Annotated in this window: 15 protein-coding genes; 9 read left to right on the top strand and 6 right to left on the bottom strand. The window is 70.2% G+C overall.

The window, feature by feature from the left end; translation table 11 throughout:
- The first annotated feature begins 47 nt into the window (after nucleotides 1-47).
- The gene (locus OG385_RS17900; RefSeq protein WP_266855643.1) at nucleotides 48-1589 is read left to right on the top strand and encodes a histidine ammonia-lyase; all 1542 of its coding nucleotides are present in this window, start codon (nucleotides 48-50) and stop codon (nucleotides 1587-1589) included.
- 135 nt (nucleotides 1590-1724) lie between these two features.
- Here the strand turns inward: OG385_RS17900 and OG385_RS17895 are convergent, their stop codons facing one another.
- The gene (locus OG385_RS17895; protein WP_266855642.1) at nucleotides 1725-2534 is read right to left on the bottom strand and encodes a LysR family transcriptional regulator; all 810 of its coding nucleotides are present in this window, start codon (nucleotides 2532-2534) and stop codon (nucleotides 1725-1727) included.
- Nucleotides 2535-2601: 67 nt separating this feature from the next.
- Between OG385_RS17895 and OG385_RS17890 the strand changes: the two genes are divergently transcribed.
- Nucleotides 2602-3498, top strand: coding sequence for an NAD(P)H-binding protein (locus OG385_RS17890; protein ID WP_266855641.1), 897 nt, complete (start codon nucleotides 2602-2604; stop codon nucleotides 3496-3498).
- Complete coding sequence (locus OG385_RS17885; protein ID WP_266855640.1) at nucleotides 3495-4184, top strand: SDR family NAD(P)-dependent oxidoreductase; 690 nt, start codon at nucleotides 3495-3497, stop codon at nucleotides 4182-4184. The genes OG385_RS17890 and OG385_RS17885 overlap by 4 nt, the downstream gene beginning before the upstream one ends.
- A 117-nt stretch (nucleotides 4185-4301) precedes the next feature.
- Here OG385_RS17885 and OG385_RS17880 read toward each other — a convergent pair whose 3' ends face one another.
- Nucleotides 4302-4898, bottom strand: coding sequence for a TetR/AcrR family transcriptional regulator (locus OG385_RS17880; RefSeq protein ID WP_266855639.1), 597 nt, complete (start codon nucleotides 4896-4898; stop codon nucleotides 4302-4304).
- Nucleotides 4899-4960: 62 nt separating this feature from the next.
- On the opposite strand from OG385_RS17880, the gene OG385_RS17875 reads away from it, so the two are divergent.
- Complete coding sequence (locus OG385_RS17875; protein WP_266855638.1) at nucleotides 4961-5839, top strand: NAD(P)H-binding protein; 879 nt, start codon at nucleotides 4961-4963, stop codon at nucleotides 5837-5839.
- Nucleotides 5840-5850: 11 nt separating this feature from the next.
- Here OG385_RS17875 and OG385_RS17870 read toward each other — a convergent pair whose 3' ends face one another.
- Both OG385_RS17870 and OG385_RS17865 read right to left on the bottom strand, forming a co-directional pair.
- Nucleotides 5851-6048, bottom strand: coding sequence for a DUF1918 domain-containing protein (locus tag OG385_RS17870; RefSeq protein ID WP_266855637.1), 198 nt, complete (start codon nucleotides 6046-6048; stop codon nucleotides 5851-5853).
- Between the two features lie 193 nt (nucleotides 6049-6241).
- The gene (locus tag OG385_RS17865) at nucleotides 6242-7156 is read right to left on the bottom strand and encodes an alpha/beta fold hydrolase (protein WP_266855636.1); all 915 of its coding nucleotides are present in this window, start codon (nucleotides 7154-7156) and stop codon (nucleotides 6242-6244) included.
- Between the two features lie 140 nt (nucleotides 7157-7296).
- Between OG385_RS17865 and OG385_RS17860 the strand changes: the two genes are divergently transcribed.
- Nucleotides 7297-7974, top strand: coding sequence for a TetR/AcrR family transcriptional regulator C-terminal domain-containing protein (locus tag OG385_RS17860; RefSeq protein ID WP_266855635.1), 678 nt, complete (start codon nucleotides 7297-7299; stop codon nucleotides 7972-7974).
- A 33-nt stretch (nucleotides 7975-8007) separates the two neighbouring features.
- Here OG385_RS17860 and OG385_RS17855 read toward each other — a convergent pair whose 3' ends face one another.
- Nucleotides 8008-9075, bottom strand: coding sequence for an aldo/keto reductase (locus OG385_RS17855; protein WP_266855634.1), 1068 nt, complete (start codon nucleotides 9073-9075; stop codon nucleotides 8008-8010).
- 137 nt (nucleotides 9076-9212) lie between these two features.
- Between OG385_RS17855 and OG385_RS17850 the strand changes: the two genes are divergently transcribed.
- Complete coding sequence (locus OG385_RS17850) at nucleotides 9213-10058, top strand: helix-turn-helix domain-containing protein (protein ID WP_266855633.1); 846 nt, start codon at nucleotides 9213-9215, stop codon at nucleotides 10056-10058.
- Between the two features lie 8 nt (nucleotides 10059-10066).
- On the opposite strand, the gene OG385_RS17845 is transcribed toward OG385_RS17850, so the two are convergent.
- The gene (locus OG385_RS17845) at nucleotides 10067-10816 is read right to left on the bottom strand and encodes a TetR/AcrR family transcriptional regulator (protein ID WP_266855632.1); all 750 of its coding nucleotides are present in this window, start codon (nucleotides 10814-10816) and stop codon (nucleotides 10067-10069) included.
- Between the two features lie 95 nt (nucleotides 10817-10911).
- On the opposite strand from OG385_RS17845, the gene OG385_RS17840 reads away from it, so the two are divergent.
- The 3 genes from OG385_RS17840 to OG385_RS17830 all read left to right on the top strand — a co-directional run bounded on the left by OG385_RS17840 (nucleotide 10912) and on the right by OG385_RS17830 (nucleotide 14687).
- On the top strand, nucleotides 10912-12357 hold the full coding sequence (locus OG385_RS17840) for a DHA2 family efflux MFS transporter permease subunit (RefSeq protein ID WP_266855631.1): 1446 nt from the start codon (nucleotides 10912-10914) through the stop codon (nucleotides 12355-12357).
- A gap of 250 nt (nucleotides 12358-12607) precedes the next feature.
- Nucleotides 12608-13588, top strand: coding sequence for a beta-propeller fold lactonase family protein (locus OG385_RS17835; protein ID WP_266855630.1), 981 nt, complete (start codon nucleotides 12608-12610; stop codon nucleotides 13586-13588).
- A 100-nt stretch (nucleotides 13589-13688) separates the two neighbouring features.
- A complete protein-coding gene (locus OG385_RS17830) occupies nucleotides 13689-14687 on the top strand; it encodes a helix-turn-helix domain-containing protein (protein ID WP_266855629.1) in 999 nt (332 codons plus the stop codon).
- Nucleotides 14688-14898: the final 211 nt, after the last annotated feature.

Raw genomic sequence — 14898 nt, 5'->3', positions numbered from 1 at the left:
GCAGCCCGCTGCGGACGGTCGCTCCGACCGATCCGAGAGGACCCTCCATGTCTGCCCGCGAGATTGCCGCTGTCACCTTGGGTGAGGAGCCGATCACCATCGAGCAGTTCGTCGCGGTCGCCCGCCATGGAGCCCGGGTCGAGTTCGCTGCGACGTACGTCGACCGGGTACGCACGTCACGCGCGCTCGTGGAGCGCTTCCTGGCCGAGAACCGCCTGGTGTACGGCGTGACCACCGGATTCGGCGACAACGTCACGAAGGTGATCGCCCCGGAGGACGCCGAACAGCTACAGCGCAACATCGTGCGCTCACACGCCGTTTCGGTCGGCGAACCGCTGCCCGCCGAGATCGTCCGCGCCATCGCGCTGATGGAGCTGGTCGGCCTCGGCGAAGGCTATTCCGGTATCCGGCTGGAGACCCTGGAACTGATCCGGCGACTGCTCAACGCCGGGGTCACGCCGTACGTCCCCGGCGAGGGCTCCGTCGGCTATCTGGCCCCCGAAGCGCATATGGCGCTGGTGCTGCTGGGCGAGGGGCGGGCCTGGTACGGCGACGAACTGCTGCCCGGGGACGAGGCACTGGCCCGGATCGGGGAGCAGCCGACCCGGCTCGCCTGCAAGGAAGGGCTTTCGCTCACCAACGGGACGCACTCGGTGACCGCGATCGCCGTCCTGGCCGGCTATGACGCCGGGGTCGCGGCGGTCACCGCCGATGTCGCGGCGAGTCTGTCGGTGCAGGCACTCAAGGCCACCGTCCGCGCCTTCGACGCCCGCCTCCAGGAGCGCAAGCGCCACCCCGAGCAGGCCGCGGTCGCCGAGAACCTGCGGCGACTGACCGAATCCAGCGCGCTCAGCGCCGAGTTCATCGACCACCGGCTCCAGGACAGCCTGGCCCTGCGCGCCGTTCCGCAGATGCACGGCGGTGCGAAGCGGGCGCTCGCGCAGGCCAGGGAGGTCATCGTCGAGGAACTGCACTCGGTGGGCGACAACCCGGTCATCCACCCCGAGGGCGAGGACGGGGTGGCACTGATGGGGGCGAACTGCGACAGCACGTACGTCGGCATCCAGGCCGACTCCATGGTGAACGCGATGACGGTACTGGCCAAGGTGTCCGAGCGCCGCACCGACCGCCTGGTCAACAGCAACTTCAGCGAGCTGCCCGCGTTCCTGACGCCCCGGCCGGGACTCCACAGCGGCTATATGATCGCGCAGTACACGGCGGCCGCACTGACCATGGAGCTGCGCTCACTGGCGGTGCCAGCGTCGGCGGACACGGTCCCCACCTCGGCCGGCCAGGAGGACGCGGTCAGCAACGCCTACCTGGCGGCGCTGAAGGCGTACCGAGCGGCGCGCAAGCTCAGCTACGTCATAGCGATCGAGTTGATGTGCGGTGTGCAAGCACTCGACCTGCTTGCGCCGCTCTCCCCCTCACCCGCCACGGACGCGCTGCGCGCGAAGATCAGGGAAACCGTACCGACCGTCACCGAGGACCGGGCCTTTCACGCCGACCTGGAACACATCACCGAACTCGTACGCAGCGAGGAAGCGCTGAGGACCGTCGAGGACGTGGTTGGCCCACTGCACCGCTGACGACTCCAACTGGTTCCGGGCGCACGATCGTTCACGAGTCGGGCCCTGAACTACACGGCCTGCACGCCTCCAGTTCATCGAGCCGACGGTTGTAACCAAGCGCGGCGAGGCCGGCACCGTCTGACAACTGCTGGCTCAGGCGCGCCGCAGCGCCGCCGTGGCGATCTCCTGGAAGTCGCGCAGCAGCTTGTCCCGCCGGTCCTCGCGGGCGGCCAGGCACGTCTCGAATCCTGGGGCGTCCGTGACCGGGAGGTGAGTGAGGTCCGGTCGGGAGTACGAGCGCGCGATGCTCAGCGGGACGAGTGCGATGCCGTGCCCGGAGGCGATCAGCTCGAATTTCTCCTCCAGTGACGACGTCCGCCGCTTCGGTGCGTCGAGCATCCGCTCGTCGGCGAGGTCCGCCAAGGTGAGTTCGTCACGGCTCGCCAGCAGGTGCTCGACGGGCATACAGGCGACCCTGGGGTCAAGGCCGATGGAGAGGGTGCGCAGCCCGGATTCGTCGAACGGCCGCCGCAGGTACCCGACTTGGGCGCGGCCGTCCCGGAGTGGTGCGTCCGGTTCCCACCAGCGCACCGGGACAACGTCGGTCTCGACCTGCGGGTACCGCGCCGTGAACGCCCTGATCGCATCCGACACATGCAGTCCCGGGGCGAAGGCGACCACGAGCCGCTGGACGCCCAGGCCGACGTCGTGCACGCGTCGCACCGTTGTCGCGACGGCCGCAAGGATCCCCTGCGCCTCCTCGTAGAGCTGCTTCCCCGCAGCGGTCAGCTCCACGCTGCGGGTGGTCCGCGCGAGCAGGTCGCACCCCAACTCCTGCTCCAGCGACTTGACTTGGCGGCTCAGAACCGGCTGGGTGATGTAGAGCTGTTCCGCCGCCCGGCCGAAGTGACGCTGCTCGGCCACCGCGACGAAGTAGCGGAGCTTGCGCAGATCGAGATCCATGCCGTCAAGGTATCAATAGCCAGGAAGGGTATTGGACGGCCGACCGGTCGGCGCCGAGACTCGATGCATGATCGTCATCACCACTCCCACCGGCCAGATCGGCAGCCGGCTGCTGGACATCCTGCTCGACGAGGCCCCCGCCCACGGCGAAGAGCTGCGCGTCATCGTGCGCGACCCCGGAAGGCTCCCCGCAGCGGCCCGCGCCCGCGTCGACGTCATCACCGGCTCCCACGACGACGCCGAGGTCGTCGACCGGGCCTTCACCGGCGCGGACGCCGTCTTCTGGCTCGTTCCGTCGAACGCAGCGGCACCGAGCCTGGACGCCTTGTACTCCGGGTTCACCCGCGCCGCGGCTGAGGCGTTCAGGACCCACGGCGTACGACACGTCGTCGGCGTCTCGGCGCTCGGCCGCGGGACCCCGGCCGCCGGCCGCGCCGGGCACGTGACGGCGTCGCTGGCCATGGACGACCTCATCGCGCGTACGGGCGTGGCCTACCGGGCGCTCGCGAACCCGTCCTTCATGGACAACCTGCTGCGGCAGGCGGCATCGATCCGTGACCACGGCGTGTTCACCGACACCGTCACCGCCGACCGCAGAGCGCCGGCGGCCGCCACCCGCGATATCGCCGCGGCCGCCGCCGGCCTGCTGCTCGACCGCTCGTGGACGGGGACGGGAGAGGTCCCGGTGCTGGGCCCCGAGGACCTGTCGGCGGACGACATGGCACGGATCATGTCCGACGTGCTCGGCCGCCCGGTCCGCTACGAGCGGCAGTCGCTGGACGACTTCCGCGCCACGCTCACCGGACACGGCATCGGCGACGCGATCGCCGCCGGCTACGTGGACATGGCGCGGGCCAAGGACGACGGCCTCGACGACGGCGTACGGCGCAGCCCCGCGACCGCGAGCCCGACCACCTTCCGCACCTGGTGCGAAGAGGTCCTGAAGCCGGTGGTGCAGGCATGAGCGCAAAGACCGCTCTCATCGTCGGGGCGTCCCGCACCCTCGGGCTCGCCCTCGCCGCCGAGTACACGCGCCGCGGCTGGGACGTCATCGGAACCGTACGGGGCGAAAGCCGTACCGGTCTGCACGAGCTGGCCGAGAAGTCCGGGGGCAGCGTCACGGTCGAGTCCCTGGACATGACGCGTCCGGAGCAGATCACCGCGCTGCGCGACCGCTTGGCCGGACGCACCCTCGACCTGTTGTTCGTCAACGCCGGCATCACACGGGGCAACATTCCGGTCGGAGACGTCCCGGAGGAGATGTTCGTCGAGGTCATGGTCACGAACGCGCTCGGCCCGATGCGCGTGGTCGAGTCCTTGCGCTCGCTGGTCGCGCCGACGGGCACGATCGGCGTCATGTCCTCGCGCCAGGGCAGCATCGGTCTGAACACCAAGGGCGGCCAGGATGTCTACCGGGCCAGCAAGTCGGCTCTGAACCAGCTGATGCGCAGCTACGCCGCCCGGTACGCCGAAGCCGCGCACACCCTCCTGCTGATCTGCCCCGGGCACGTCCGCACCGATCTCGGCGGCCCGGACGCACCGCTGAGCATCGACCAGTCCATCCCGGGCGTGGTGGACACGATCGACCGCCACAGCGGCGAGCCGGGCCTGCAATACCTCAACCACCAGAACCAGCCGGTGCCCTGGTAGGGAGCAGCCGGGCCGATATGCCGGCCAGGAGATGCCCCCGGGCGGGCGCCCCGGGCGGTGGGGCCGGGGTGCCCGGCGGGACGAGCACGGCGCCGCGCCGGAGACGGCCGGCCCGTATCACCGCAGTTGGCTGAATGCCTGGTCGGCGTCGGCTGCGGCCTCGGGGTGGACGTCGTGCGCGGTTCGGCCGTCGGCGATCTTCTGCCAGTTGGTCCGGGCGAGCACCCGTTGGACCGCGAGTACCTGGGCGGCTCGCAGGCGTGCCTGGATGCCTTCACCGAGGGCGTCCGCCAGCGCCTCCTCGTCCTCCAGCTGGTACCGCGTGAGCCGTCCCGCCAGACTCGGTGTGGTGAACACCAGCCGGTGGAACGCCACCACCTCGGGGTGGTCGTTGAGGCCGGTGACGGGGTCGTACTGATCGAGGCCGGCCCGGAAGTGCCGGTGCAGCGCCGTCACCGGCTTGGTGCCGGACCTGCGGTCACGTACGACGCGTGCCGCCTCACCCTTGTGGTCCGCAAACCGGTGCAGCACCAGGTCTTCCTTGGTGGGGAAGTACCGGAAGAGAGTCGGCTTGGAGATGTCGGCCGCCGCGGCGACGTCGTTGACCGAGACGCGGTCGAAGCCGCGCTCCAGGAACAGCGCGACGGCCGCGTCGCCGATGGCGTCGCGCGTCCGTTCCTTCTTGCGGGCCCGCAGTCCCGTCGGCTCGCTCATCGGACCAGCGTAACATTTGTGACCGAGTTGCTTTTTTAACCGAGTAACGTTTCCATGGCGGCATGCATCAGACAGACATCCCTCCCGCGCTCGTCACCGGGGCGACAGGCCGGATCGGCCGGGTCGTCATCGACCAACTCCTCGACGCGGACGTGCCGGTCCGCGCCCTCACCCATCGCTCCGAGGCGGCGGCGACGCTGCCGGCGGAGGTCGAGGTCTTCACCGGTGACCTCACCGTGCCCGAGTCGCTCGACCCGGCGCTGAAGGGCGCCGGTGCGGTCTTCCTCGTGTGGACCGCGCCGCCTCGGACCGCCGCGGCAGTCGTCGAGCGGCTGGCAGCCCACGTACGGCGGGTCGTCTTCCTCTCCTCCCCGCACCGGACGCCGCACCCCTTCTTCCAGCAGCCCAATCCCATGGCGGAGCTGCACGCCGACATCGAACGGCTCATCACGGCCACCGGACTTGAGTCGACGATCATCCGGCCGGGGATGCTCGCGTCGAACTCGCTGGCCTGGTGGGGGCCGGCGATCCGGGCCGGCGAGGTCGTCCGGTGGCCTTACGGCGCTGCCGAGACGGCACCGGTCGACGACCGCGATGTCGCAGCTGTCGCGGCACGGACGCTCTCTCAGGACGGATACGCCGGAGGCGACTACGTCCTTACGGGCCCCGAGTCGCTGACCCAGGCCGCGCAGGTGGGCGTCATCGGTGACGCCCTGGGGCGCCGGATCGCCTTCGAGGAGATGACGCCGGACGAGTTCCGGAACCTGTCGGAGGGCACGGCGCCCGGCTCGGTCATCGACATGCTGCTCGCCGCGTGGAGCGCGGCGGTCGGACAGCCCGCGTACGTCACCACGACGGTGGCCGACATCCTCGGGGCGGCGCCGCGAACGTTTCACCAGTGGGCCACCGACCACGCCACCGCGCTCACGGAGGGTTCCTGACCTGGCCGAACTCAGTGGTCGGATGCGTCGCGGTGGGAGACGACCGCATCAGGACCGGGCGTCATAATCGTCTCGTGGCCATTCTCGGCGCGCACCCGGTAGGGCGGTGCCCCGTCCGGGCCGAGCACCTCCACGATCTCCACTACATGGTCCTGCCGGCCCACGACCCGGCCGTGGACGACAAGTCGGTCGCCCTTACTGGCGTGCATATCGGCTCCTTGGTGACAGACATGGGGCTCAGCCCCGCGCAGGCCAATGATAACCGTGAGCGATCAGACCACGACTGCGCGTAAGTTTCCGGCTACCGCTCCATACGGCTTCATGCCGCCACCACGACGGGGACACCATCCAGCTCGTGTTCGTCGCGCACCAGGTACGTCATGTCACGTGCGGTGCGCGCCCTCAGTCTTCGCAGGCGGTGCGCGGCTGGTCGGTGACACGGTCGGCGACCGTACGCAGTTCGTCCGCGTACGTGGCCCAGACGTCGCCCGCGAGGAAGTGTCCGGCGCCTGGCACGATGCGCAGGCGGGCGCCGGGGACGGCAGCGGCGATGTCGCGTGCGGCCGATACGCGGAGCAGCGGGTCCCGCGATCCGTGCAGTACCAGGGTCGGCGCCGTGATCCTGGCGAGCGGGCCGCCGTGCCACTTCGCGCCGACCTGGCGGCTCTGCGCCTTCTGGTCGCGGAAGCCGGCGATCTGATGCGCGGCCTCCTTGTCCACGAACTCGCGCACATCGGACTCGTCGATGCGCCGGCCGGGCGCGGCCAGGATGCGGGCGACGGCCACGGCCAGGGCCATGTCGCCCTGCGGGGTCTCGGGGTAGTGCAGCCTGGCGAAACGGACCAGGGGCGCCAAGCGCACGTAGCGCAGCACGCTCAGCCCCTTCACATCGCTGGGCACCGCCGAGGAGGTGGCGAGCGTCCGCACGCGTTCTGGATGGCGGATCGCGACGCGCTGCGCCACCAGCCCGCCCATGGAGTGGCCGAAGAGGTGGGCGCGTTCCCAGCCGAGCGCGTCGAGAACGGCGACCGCGTCGTCGGCCAGGTCCTCACCACTGTAGGCCGGGGGCGTGGGGCGCAGCAGAGCTGCCACCGGCGGGCCGACCCGCCGGGCGGGCAGATGCGTGGACTGACCGGCGTCGCGCTGGTCGTAGGCCACGACCTGGAAGCCGCGGTGCACCAGTTCGTCCACCAGCCCGTCCGGCCACCAGAACCGCGAGGTCCCCAGCCCCATCACCAGCAGCAGCGGGTCGCCGCCCGCGCCGCCGAGGTCTTCGAAAGCGATCCGGATTCCGTCGTTGTACGCGAAGCGCGGCATGGCGACTCCCTCTCGTCGGTTGCGTACGTCGTGGCGTACGTCGGTTGCGTACGCCGTTCGCTTCGCGGACGGTGTTCGCAAACAGCGTTCGCGAACACCGTACTCGGAAAGGTAGAGTGGCGGCAACGCGGGAGGTGACAGTGGCAGGAGAGCGAGAGCCGGTGATCTGGCTGCGGCCGGAACAGGCGCCGGTCGGACGCCCGGCCGAGCGAAGCCGCGCCGAAATCACCGCCGCAGCAGTGGAGTTGGCCGACCTGGAGGGCCTGGACGCCGTCTCCATGCGCCGCCTCGCCGCGGCCCTGGGCACCGGCGCCGCCTCGCTCTACCGCTATGTGGCCACCCGCGACGACCTGCTCGACCTGATGACCGACAGCACCGCCGGCGAGTACCGTCTGCCCGCCCCGAGCGGCGACTGGCAGGCGGACCTGCTGGAAATCGCCCACCAGGCCCGGCGGATCATGCGACGCCACCCCTGGCTGCCGGCCCTCGTCGTCACGCGTCCCGCCCTCGGCCCGTACGGGACCGACCTGCTGGAGCATCTGCTCGACGTACTCGCCGACCATCCGGCCGAACCCGCCCACAAACTTGAGGCATTCGCCGTACTGAACGCTCTGACCGCGCTGTTCGTCCAGAATGAACTGGCCGCCGCGGACCCCGGCGCCCAGCGCCAGTCGTCCTACCTGCGCCACGTGGCCACCGCCGGCGCCCACCCCCGTATCTCCGCATTGCTCGCCGACCCCCAGCCCGAACGCGAGCGCACTTCCAGTGACCGGTTCGCCACCGTGCTCACCCGCGCCGTCACCGGAGTGCTGGGCTGACTCCGCGATCCACCCCCGGCGCTCGGCCGGGTATCAGCGGCGGGTTTCGACCTTCAGGCCGCCGTGGATCAGCGTGCGGGCCACGTCGCTCGCGAGCATGTCGTGCGGGAAGCCGAGTTCGATCGCGCTGACCTCGTCGAGGCGGGCCAGTTGGGAGGCGGTGAAGTCGACCTCCAGGGCACCCAGATTGTCCTCCAGCTGTGCGGGGGTGCGGGCGCCGATGGTCGGTGCCGTCACGCCCGGGTTCCGCAGGGTCCAGGCCAGCCCGACCTGGGCGGCGGTACGGCCCAGCTCCGTGGCGACCTCCTTCACGACGTCCACGATGGCGAGATTACGTTCGGTCAGCGCGCCCTTGGCGATCGTGACGCTCTTGCGGGTGCCGTCGCCGGACGCGACGCCCTTCGCGGCCAGGAGGTCGTCGCGGCTGTACTTGCCGGTGAGCACCCCGCCGGCCAGCGGTGACCACGGAGCCACCCCCAGCCCCATCTCACGCGCCATGGGGATCAGATCACGTTCCCCGGCCCGCTCGATCAGGCTGTACTCGATCTGCAGCGCGACCAGCGGCGACCAGCCGCGCAGGTCGGCGACCGCCTGCATACGTGACACCTGCCAGGCCGGGGCGTTGGAGATAGCCACGTAAAGGACCTTGCCCTGCCGGACCAGATCGTCCATGCCGCGCAGGATCTCCTCGACCGGCGTCGTGGCATCCCACATGTGCAGATAGAGCAGATCGATGTAGTCCGTATTCAGCTGTCGCAGACTGGATTCCACCGACGCGAACAGGCTTTTGCGGTGGCTGCCCCCGGAATTCGGGTCGCCGGGCCGGCGCAGCGTCGAGTATTTCGTTGCCAGCACCAGGCTTTCGCGGTTGTCGCGGGTGAATTCGCCGAGCAGGCGCTCGGAGCTGCCATGGGTGTAGGTGCTGGCGGTGTCGATGAAGTTACCGCCGCGCTCGACGTAGAGGTCGAACAGCTTGCGCGCTTCGGCCTGTTCAGCGCCCCAGCCCCATTCGGTGCCGAAGGTCGCCGCGCCCAGCGCCAGCGGTGAGACCCGCAGTCCGGAGCGGCCCAGCAGCCGGTAGGTGTCGAGGGTGAGCGACATCGTGTCCTCCTGTGCTTGTGCTTGTGATCCGTTGCCGGAATCAAGTCTGTGACCGCCGCGAGCCCGGGATAAGGGAGAGAACTTCCTGGGAATGCCGGTCCTACCCTGGCTGTTGATCGAACGTGATGACCCGGACCGTGGACACGACACAGGAGTTGGCCGCGTTTCTGCGGGCCCGGCGCGAAGGCCTGGACCCGCACGATTTCAACCTGCCGTCGCGTCGGCAGGCCCGGCGGACCCCGGGGTTGCGCCGCGAAGAGGTCGCCGAACTGGCCGGGGTCAGCACCGACTACATCGTGCGGCTGGAACAGGGCCGGGGGCTGCGGCCCTCAGCGAACGTGGTGGAGGCGCTGGCCGGGGCGCTGCGCCTGGCCCCCGACGAACGCACCTACCTCTTCAACCTGGCCCAGCAGCGCCCCCGTAACGCCGACAGCCCCGCCACCACCGCGGCGCCGCCACTGGCCCGCCTGGTCGCCGACCTGTCACCGCTGCCGGCCATGCTGCTGAACCACCGCTACGACATCCTGGCCTGGAACGACGAAATGGCGAGGCTGCTACTGGATTTCGACACCCTGCCGCCGGTGCAGCGCAATGCGATGTGGCTGTGTCTGATGCACGCGAAGATGCGTGATTTCTATGTCGACCGCGAACGCGTCGTACGGGAGGGGATCGCCCACCTGCGTGCCGCGTGGGCCGCACACCCGGAGGATCGGGCGTTGACGGACCTCATCGCCGAATTCACCCGTCGCGACGAGGAGTTCGCGCGGTTGTGGGCCGAGCGGGACATCAAGGTGAACGGCCGCGGGAGCAAGGTCCTGCGGCATCCTGAGGCCGGTGTGATCACCGTGCATTTCGAAGTGCTGATGCCACTTCAGGATCCGGACCAGCGGTTGGTGATCTACCGCGCCGCGGACGACGAGAGCCAGTCGGCACTGGACCGGTTGTCCGCACGTCCCCGGAAGAGGGCCTCGGTCACCCCGTGATCAATTGATCAATGCGGATCCCGCCGTACGCCCGGGAGCCCGTCAATCATCAGGCCGATCGTGAAGTCGAAGCGGTCGTGGATGGTTCCGGCCGTGAGTTCGGCCGCGTAGCGCTTGGTCTGGGGGAAGGTGTCGGGCAGTGCGGCGAATCGGCGCAACAGTTCGTCACGGCTGACGACCCAGTTGTCGTCACTGCTGCTGATCCGTTTGCTGGCCAGGGAGACTTCGAGGCTGTACGCGTTGACGTAGAGCGACAGCGAGTCGATCGCCCAGGTGGCAGCCTGCGGCTCAATGCCCCCGGCGAGCAGGATGGCGAGCATTCCCTCGCTGAAGCGCAGCGTGTCCAGATTGGACGGAGCGGCGGCGAAGGCCGCCTGGGAGATTCCCGGGTACCGCAGATACTGGTCGCGCAGCTGGGTGCAGACGCCGATGAGCTGCTGCCGCCAGACAGCGGGGTCCGGCTCGGGCAGGTCGACCTCGGCGCACAGGCGGCCGATGAGCAGTTCGTCCAGGTCTTCTTTGTTGACCACATGGGCGTAGAGCGACGACGGCCCGGTCTCCAGCACCGTGGCCACGCGCCGCATCGTCAGGGCGCCGTAGCCCTCTCTCTCCACGATGCCGAACGCGGTGCTGATGATGGCGTCGACCGTGATCGGCTTCTTGCGCCCGGCGGACGGTCCACGCCGGGCCGCGGGTGCGCCTGAGCCGGTGCCGAGCTGGTGCCGCGCTGCGCGCCGTTGCTGCGGAGTCGGTGACATACGGGGAAGTCTAGCGAGTCGAAGAACGGTGTTCTACATCACGCAGAACAGTGTTCGTGTTGGCAAGAACAGTGTTCTGATGTAGAACAGTGTTCGTGTCCATTACCCAACGCACATCCGAAGCGCCCGCCACCACCGCACTGCCCATGCGCACCGCATGGCTCGTCCTGGTCGTCGTGGTTCTGGCCGACATCATGGATCTGATCGACTCCAGCATCGCCAACCTCGCCGGCCCCTCCATCCGCGCCGATCTCGGCAGCGGCCAGGTGACGGTCCAGTGGGTGCTGAGCGCCTACACCGCGGCCTTCGCGCTCGGCCTGGTCACCTCAGGGCGGCTCGGGGATCTGCTCGGGCGCCGGCGGCTGTTCCTGCTCGGCATGACCGGCTTCACCCTGGCCTCACTGGCCTGCGGCCTCGCCCCGCACGCGGTCTTCCTGATCGTCGCCCGCACGGTGCAGGGCCTGTGCGGGTCGGTCATGATCCCGCAGGGGCTGGCCCTGGTGAAGGTGGTGTTCCCGCCCCAGCACCTGCGCAAGGCGCTGACCCCGGTCGGCCCGCTGATGGGCCTGACCATGGTGGCCGGGCCCATCCTGGCCGGCTGGCTGCTCCACCTGGACCTGTTCGGCAGCCAGTGGCGCTCCATCTTCCTGATCAACGTCCCGTTCGGCGTCGCCGCCGCCGCGCTCGCCTGGCGGGTCCTGCCCCGCCGCGGCGGCGAGGATCCGGCCGCCCGCCTCGACCTCACCGGCGTCGGCCTGCTCACCGCGGCCTCGGCGCTGCTCATCGTCCCGCTCATCCAGGGACGCGACCTCGGCTGGCCCGCCTGGACCTACGTCATGATGGCCGCCGCGGTCGTCCTGCTCGGACTGTTCGTCGTCTCCCAGCGGCACAGCGCGCACCCGGTCATCACACCGTCGCTGTTCCGCAAGCGCAGCTTCGTCGTCGGCCTGGTCATCGTGGCCGGGTTCTACGCATCGCTGAGCGCGTTCGTCCTCGTCATCAACCTGCTGCTCCAGCAGGGTCTGCACTGGACGCCGCTGCACACCGGCCTCACGCTGATCCCCTGGGCCCTCGGCACCGCCGTCGCCGTCCTGCTCGCGGGCGCCGTGCTCGCCGAGAAGCTGGGACGCACCACCCTGCATCTGGGGCTGGCCATCTCCGTCGTCGGCCTGCTGGCCCTGTGGTGGTCCGTCGCCCACTGGGGCACCGGCATCACCGTCTGGAACCTGGCACCCGCGCTGCTGTTCACCGGCTTCGGCTCCGGGCTGGTGTTCGTCCCGCTGGTCGATTTCATCATCGGCGACGCCACCCCCGAGGAAGTCGGTACCGGCGCGGGCCTGCTCAACGCCGTCCAGCAGTTCGCCGGCGCCATCGGCGTCGCCGCCCTCGGTACGGTGTTCTTCGCCCGGGCCGGAGACCTGTCCGTCCACTCCTGCTTCGCCGCCGCCGAGCTGGTCTTCGGCATCGCCGCGGGCCTGAGCTTCCTGACGCTGCTGCTGGTGGGCCTGCTGCCCAAGCACGCCCAGCAGGCACACGGCTGAGGCCATGGCCGGGTACGGCCGAAGACCGGTTACGGCCAGGCCCGGTGGCGCCGAACCGTCGACAGGGCGTCAGCGCGCTGTCTAGCGTGCGGGGCAGACTTCCACCCCGGATTTCCACCCCGGACTTCACCCCGTACTTCTCCACCCCGGATTTCCACCCCACCGACGGAGGAACCCCATGACAGGTACACGTCGAAGCACTCTGGCCTTAGCCGCCACGCTCGCGGCGGCGCTGGTCTGCGCGGCGCCCATGAGCGCCCAGGCCGCAGCCGGGCCGCACCACGGCCACCCCGGGCATCACGCGCACCGGCACGGCGGGCACGAGGTGCTGTGGACCACGCCGAGCAGTGTCAGCAAGGACGACAACACCGAGCTGGTCGGCGTCGACCCCGCGACCGGCAAGGAGGTGGCGCGCTTCGGCATCGGTCAGGAGGCCGAGACCTGGGGGATCGCGCTGTCGAAGGACCAGCACACCGCCTACCTGGCGAACCACCACAGCGGCACCCTGTCGGTCGCGGACCTGGTCGGGCACAAGCTGGTGAAAGAGATCCCGCTGGGCGTGGACGCCGACGCCATCGCGCTCTCCCCCGACGGGAGGACGGCGTACGTGACCAGCATGATCATGCAGTCGCTCTCGGTGGTGGACCTCACGACCGGCACGGTCGTCAGAACCGTCGACCTGGGCGCGCCGGCGCAGGGCGTGGTGATCAGCCCCGACGGCAGGACCGCGTACCTGGGCATCTACTCCAGGGACCGGATCGACCGCATGGACCTGTCGGACTACAAGGTCACCGCCTCCTACACCGGCGGCCAGGCCCCTCGGGAAGTGCTGCTCAGCCACGACGGCAAGACGCTGTACGCCACCGACTACTACGGCGGCACGGTCTCGGTGTACCGGGCGGACAACCCGGCGGCGAAGCCCCGTCAGGCTCAGGTCGGCGGGGAGCCGTTCAAGGCGCAGCTGTCGAGGGACGGCAAGAGCCTGTACGTGGCCAACACCGCGGAGAGCAGCGTCTCGGTGGTGGACACCCGCACCCTGAAGACCCGCCGGATCGCTGTGCCGGACTCCTTCGGCACGCTGGCGCTGGCGCCGAACGGCAAGCAGCTGTTCCAGGCACAGGAGAACCAGGCCGGCATCACCCCGATCGACCTGCGGGCCGGGAAGGCCACCGGAACGCTGGACGCCGCCGGGCTGCCCCAGGCCTCCTCGTTGGCCCTGACCAGCGACTGAGGCACGGCTGAACGCTGTGGCCGACGGGTTGTCCACAGGCCGCCGCCGGATTCTGTCGGACCCGGCGGTGGCCGGATAATCTACGAAGGTGTGGGAAGCGGTGGGGTTGGGCGAAGCCGAGGAGCGCGTGTACCGGGCGCTGGTGCGGCTCGGCAGGGGCACGGCCCGGGAGTGCGTGACGGAAACGGGCCTCGCCGAGTCCGAGGTGCGGGCCGCGCTGCGGGCCCTGGCCGGGTTCGGGCTGGTCTCGGCCGACGGCGCGGGTGACGGCGACCAGGCCGCGAGGGCGGGGGCGGGCAGCGAAGCGTGGCTGCCGGCTGATCCCCAGGTGGCGCTCGGCGCGCTGCTCCGCCGCCGCCGCACAGAACTGGACCGTATGCGGAAGTCGGTGGACGAGCTGTCCGCCGAGTACCGCGAGGCTCAACTACGGGACGATCCCGCGCGGTTGACCGAAGTCGTGCGGGGCACGGCGCAGTACGCCCGGGTGCAGGATCTGCTGGCCGGCACGGAGAAGGAGCTGCTGACGCTGGTCGGCCCGCCGTTCCTGGATCCGGCGGACAACAGCCTGGCCCCGATGCAGCGGCTGCTGGAGCGGGGCGTGGAGTGCCGGGCGGTGCACGCCACGGAGGTACTGGCCGCGGACGGCGGCTGGCGGCAGGCGCGGCGGCTGGCGGAGCTGGGCGAGCGGATACGAGTGCTGCCGGATGTGCCGGTGAAGCTGGTGATCGCGGATCGGCGCCATGCGTTGCTGCCGCTGTCCACGCATGCCGACCGGATGATGGACAGCGCGGTGCTGGTGCGGCACTCGGCATTGACGGACGCGCTGGTGGCCCTGTTCGAGCAGCTGTGGGAGCGGGGCGCTCCGCTGAGCGCGGGAGACGGCACACGGATCGGCGGTGGCGACGTGGTGGCTGCGCCGGCGCCGGATGACGCGTTGCTGGCGCTGCTGTCGGCGGGTTTGAAGGACGAGGCGATCGCGCGTCAGCTCCAGATCAGCGAGCGGAGCCTGCGACGGCGGATGTCGGTGCTGTTGGGGCGGCTGGGGGCGGCGAGCAGATTTCAGGCGGGGGTCCAGGCGGGGCGGCGGGGATGGCTGTAGCGCGGCGTGCCGGTCCAGGCTCCGCTCGGCGTCCGGACCAGGGCCCGTAAAAACCGTTCGACCCCGCCCCGCCGGATGACTACAATCGTCGCTTCCCCGCCTCCCCCAGGGAGCGTCGCCGTCCGGCCGGTACCGGAGGCCGTCACGCCGCGATCAGCCGTACCCGCCCGGAGGCCACACCGTGCCCACGCACGTCACACAGGACATTCCC

Source organism: Streptomyces sp. NBC_01306, from assembly GCF_026340465.1.
Taxonomy (GTDB): Bacteria; Actinomycetota; Actinomycetes; order Streptomycetales; family Streptomycetaceae; genus Streptomyces.
The sequence above is the reverse complement of the archived record's forward strand: the minus strand, read 5'-3'. Positions and strand labels throughout refer to the sequence as shown.

Excerpts from the sequence above, each read along its gene's own strand:
- OG385_RS17900 (WP_266855643.1), top strand. The coding sequence starts at position 48 with ATGTCTGCCCGCGAGATTGCCGCTGTCACCTTGGGTGAGGAGCCGATC.
- OG385_RS17895 (WP_266855642.1), bottom strand. The coding sequence starts at position 2,534 with ATGGATCTCGATCTGCGCAAGCTCCGCTACTTCGTCGCGGTGGCCGAG.
- OG385_RS17890 (WP_266855641.1), top strand. The coding sequence starts at position 2,602 with ATGATCGTCATCACCACTCCCACCGGCCAGATCGGCAGCCGGCTGCTG.
- OG385_RS17885 (WP_266855640.1), top strand. The coding sequence starts at position 3,495 with ATGAGCGCAAAGACCGCTCTCATCGTCGGGGCGTCCCGCACCCTCGGG.
- OG385_RS17880 (WP_266855639.1), bottom strand. The coding sequence starts at position 4,898 with ATGAGCGAGCCGACGGGACTGCGGGCCCGCAAGAAGGAACGGACGCGC.
- OG385_RS17875 (WP_266855638.1), top strand. The coding sequence starts at position 4,961 with ATGCATCAGACAGACATCCCTCCCGCGCTCGTCACCGGGGCGACAGGC.
- OG385_RS17870 (WP_266855637.1), bottom strand. The coding sequence starts at position 6,048 with ATGCACGCCAGTAAGGGCGACCGACTTGTCGTCCACGGCCGGGTCGTG.
- OG385_RS17865 (WP_266855636.1), bottom strand. The coding sequence starts at position 7,156 with ATGCCGCGCTTCGCGTACAACGACGGAATCCGGATCGCTTTCGAAGAC.
- OG385_RS17855 (WP_266855634.1), bottom strand. The coding sequence starts at position 9,075 with ATGTCGCTCACCCTCGACACCTACCGGCTGCTGGGCCGCTCCGGACTG.
- OG385_RS17845 (WP_266855632.1), bottom strand. The coding sequence starts at position 10,816 with ATGTCACCGACTCCGCAGCAACGGCGCGCAGCGCGGCACCAGCTCGGC.
- OG385_RS17835 (WP_266855630.1), top strand. The coding sequence starts at position 12,608 with ATGAGCGCCCAGGCCGCAGCCGGGCCGCACCACGGCCACCCCGGGCAT.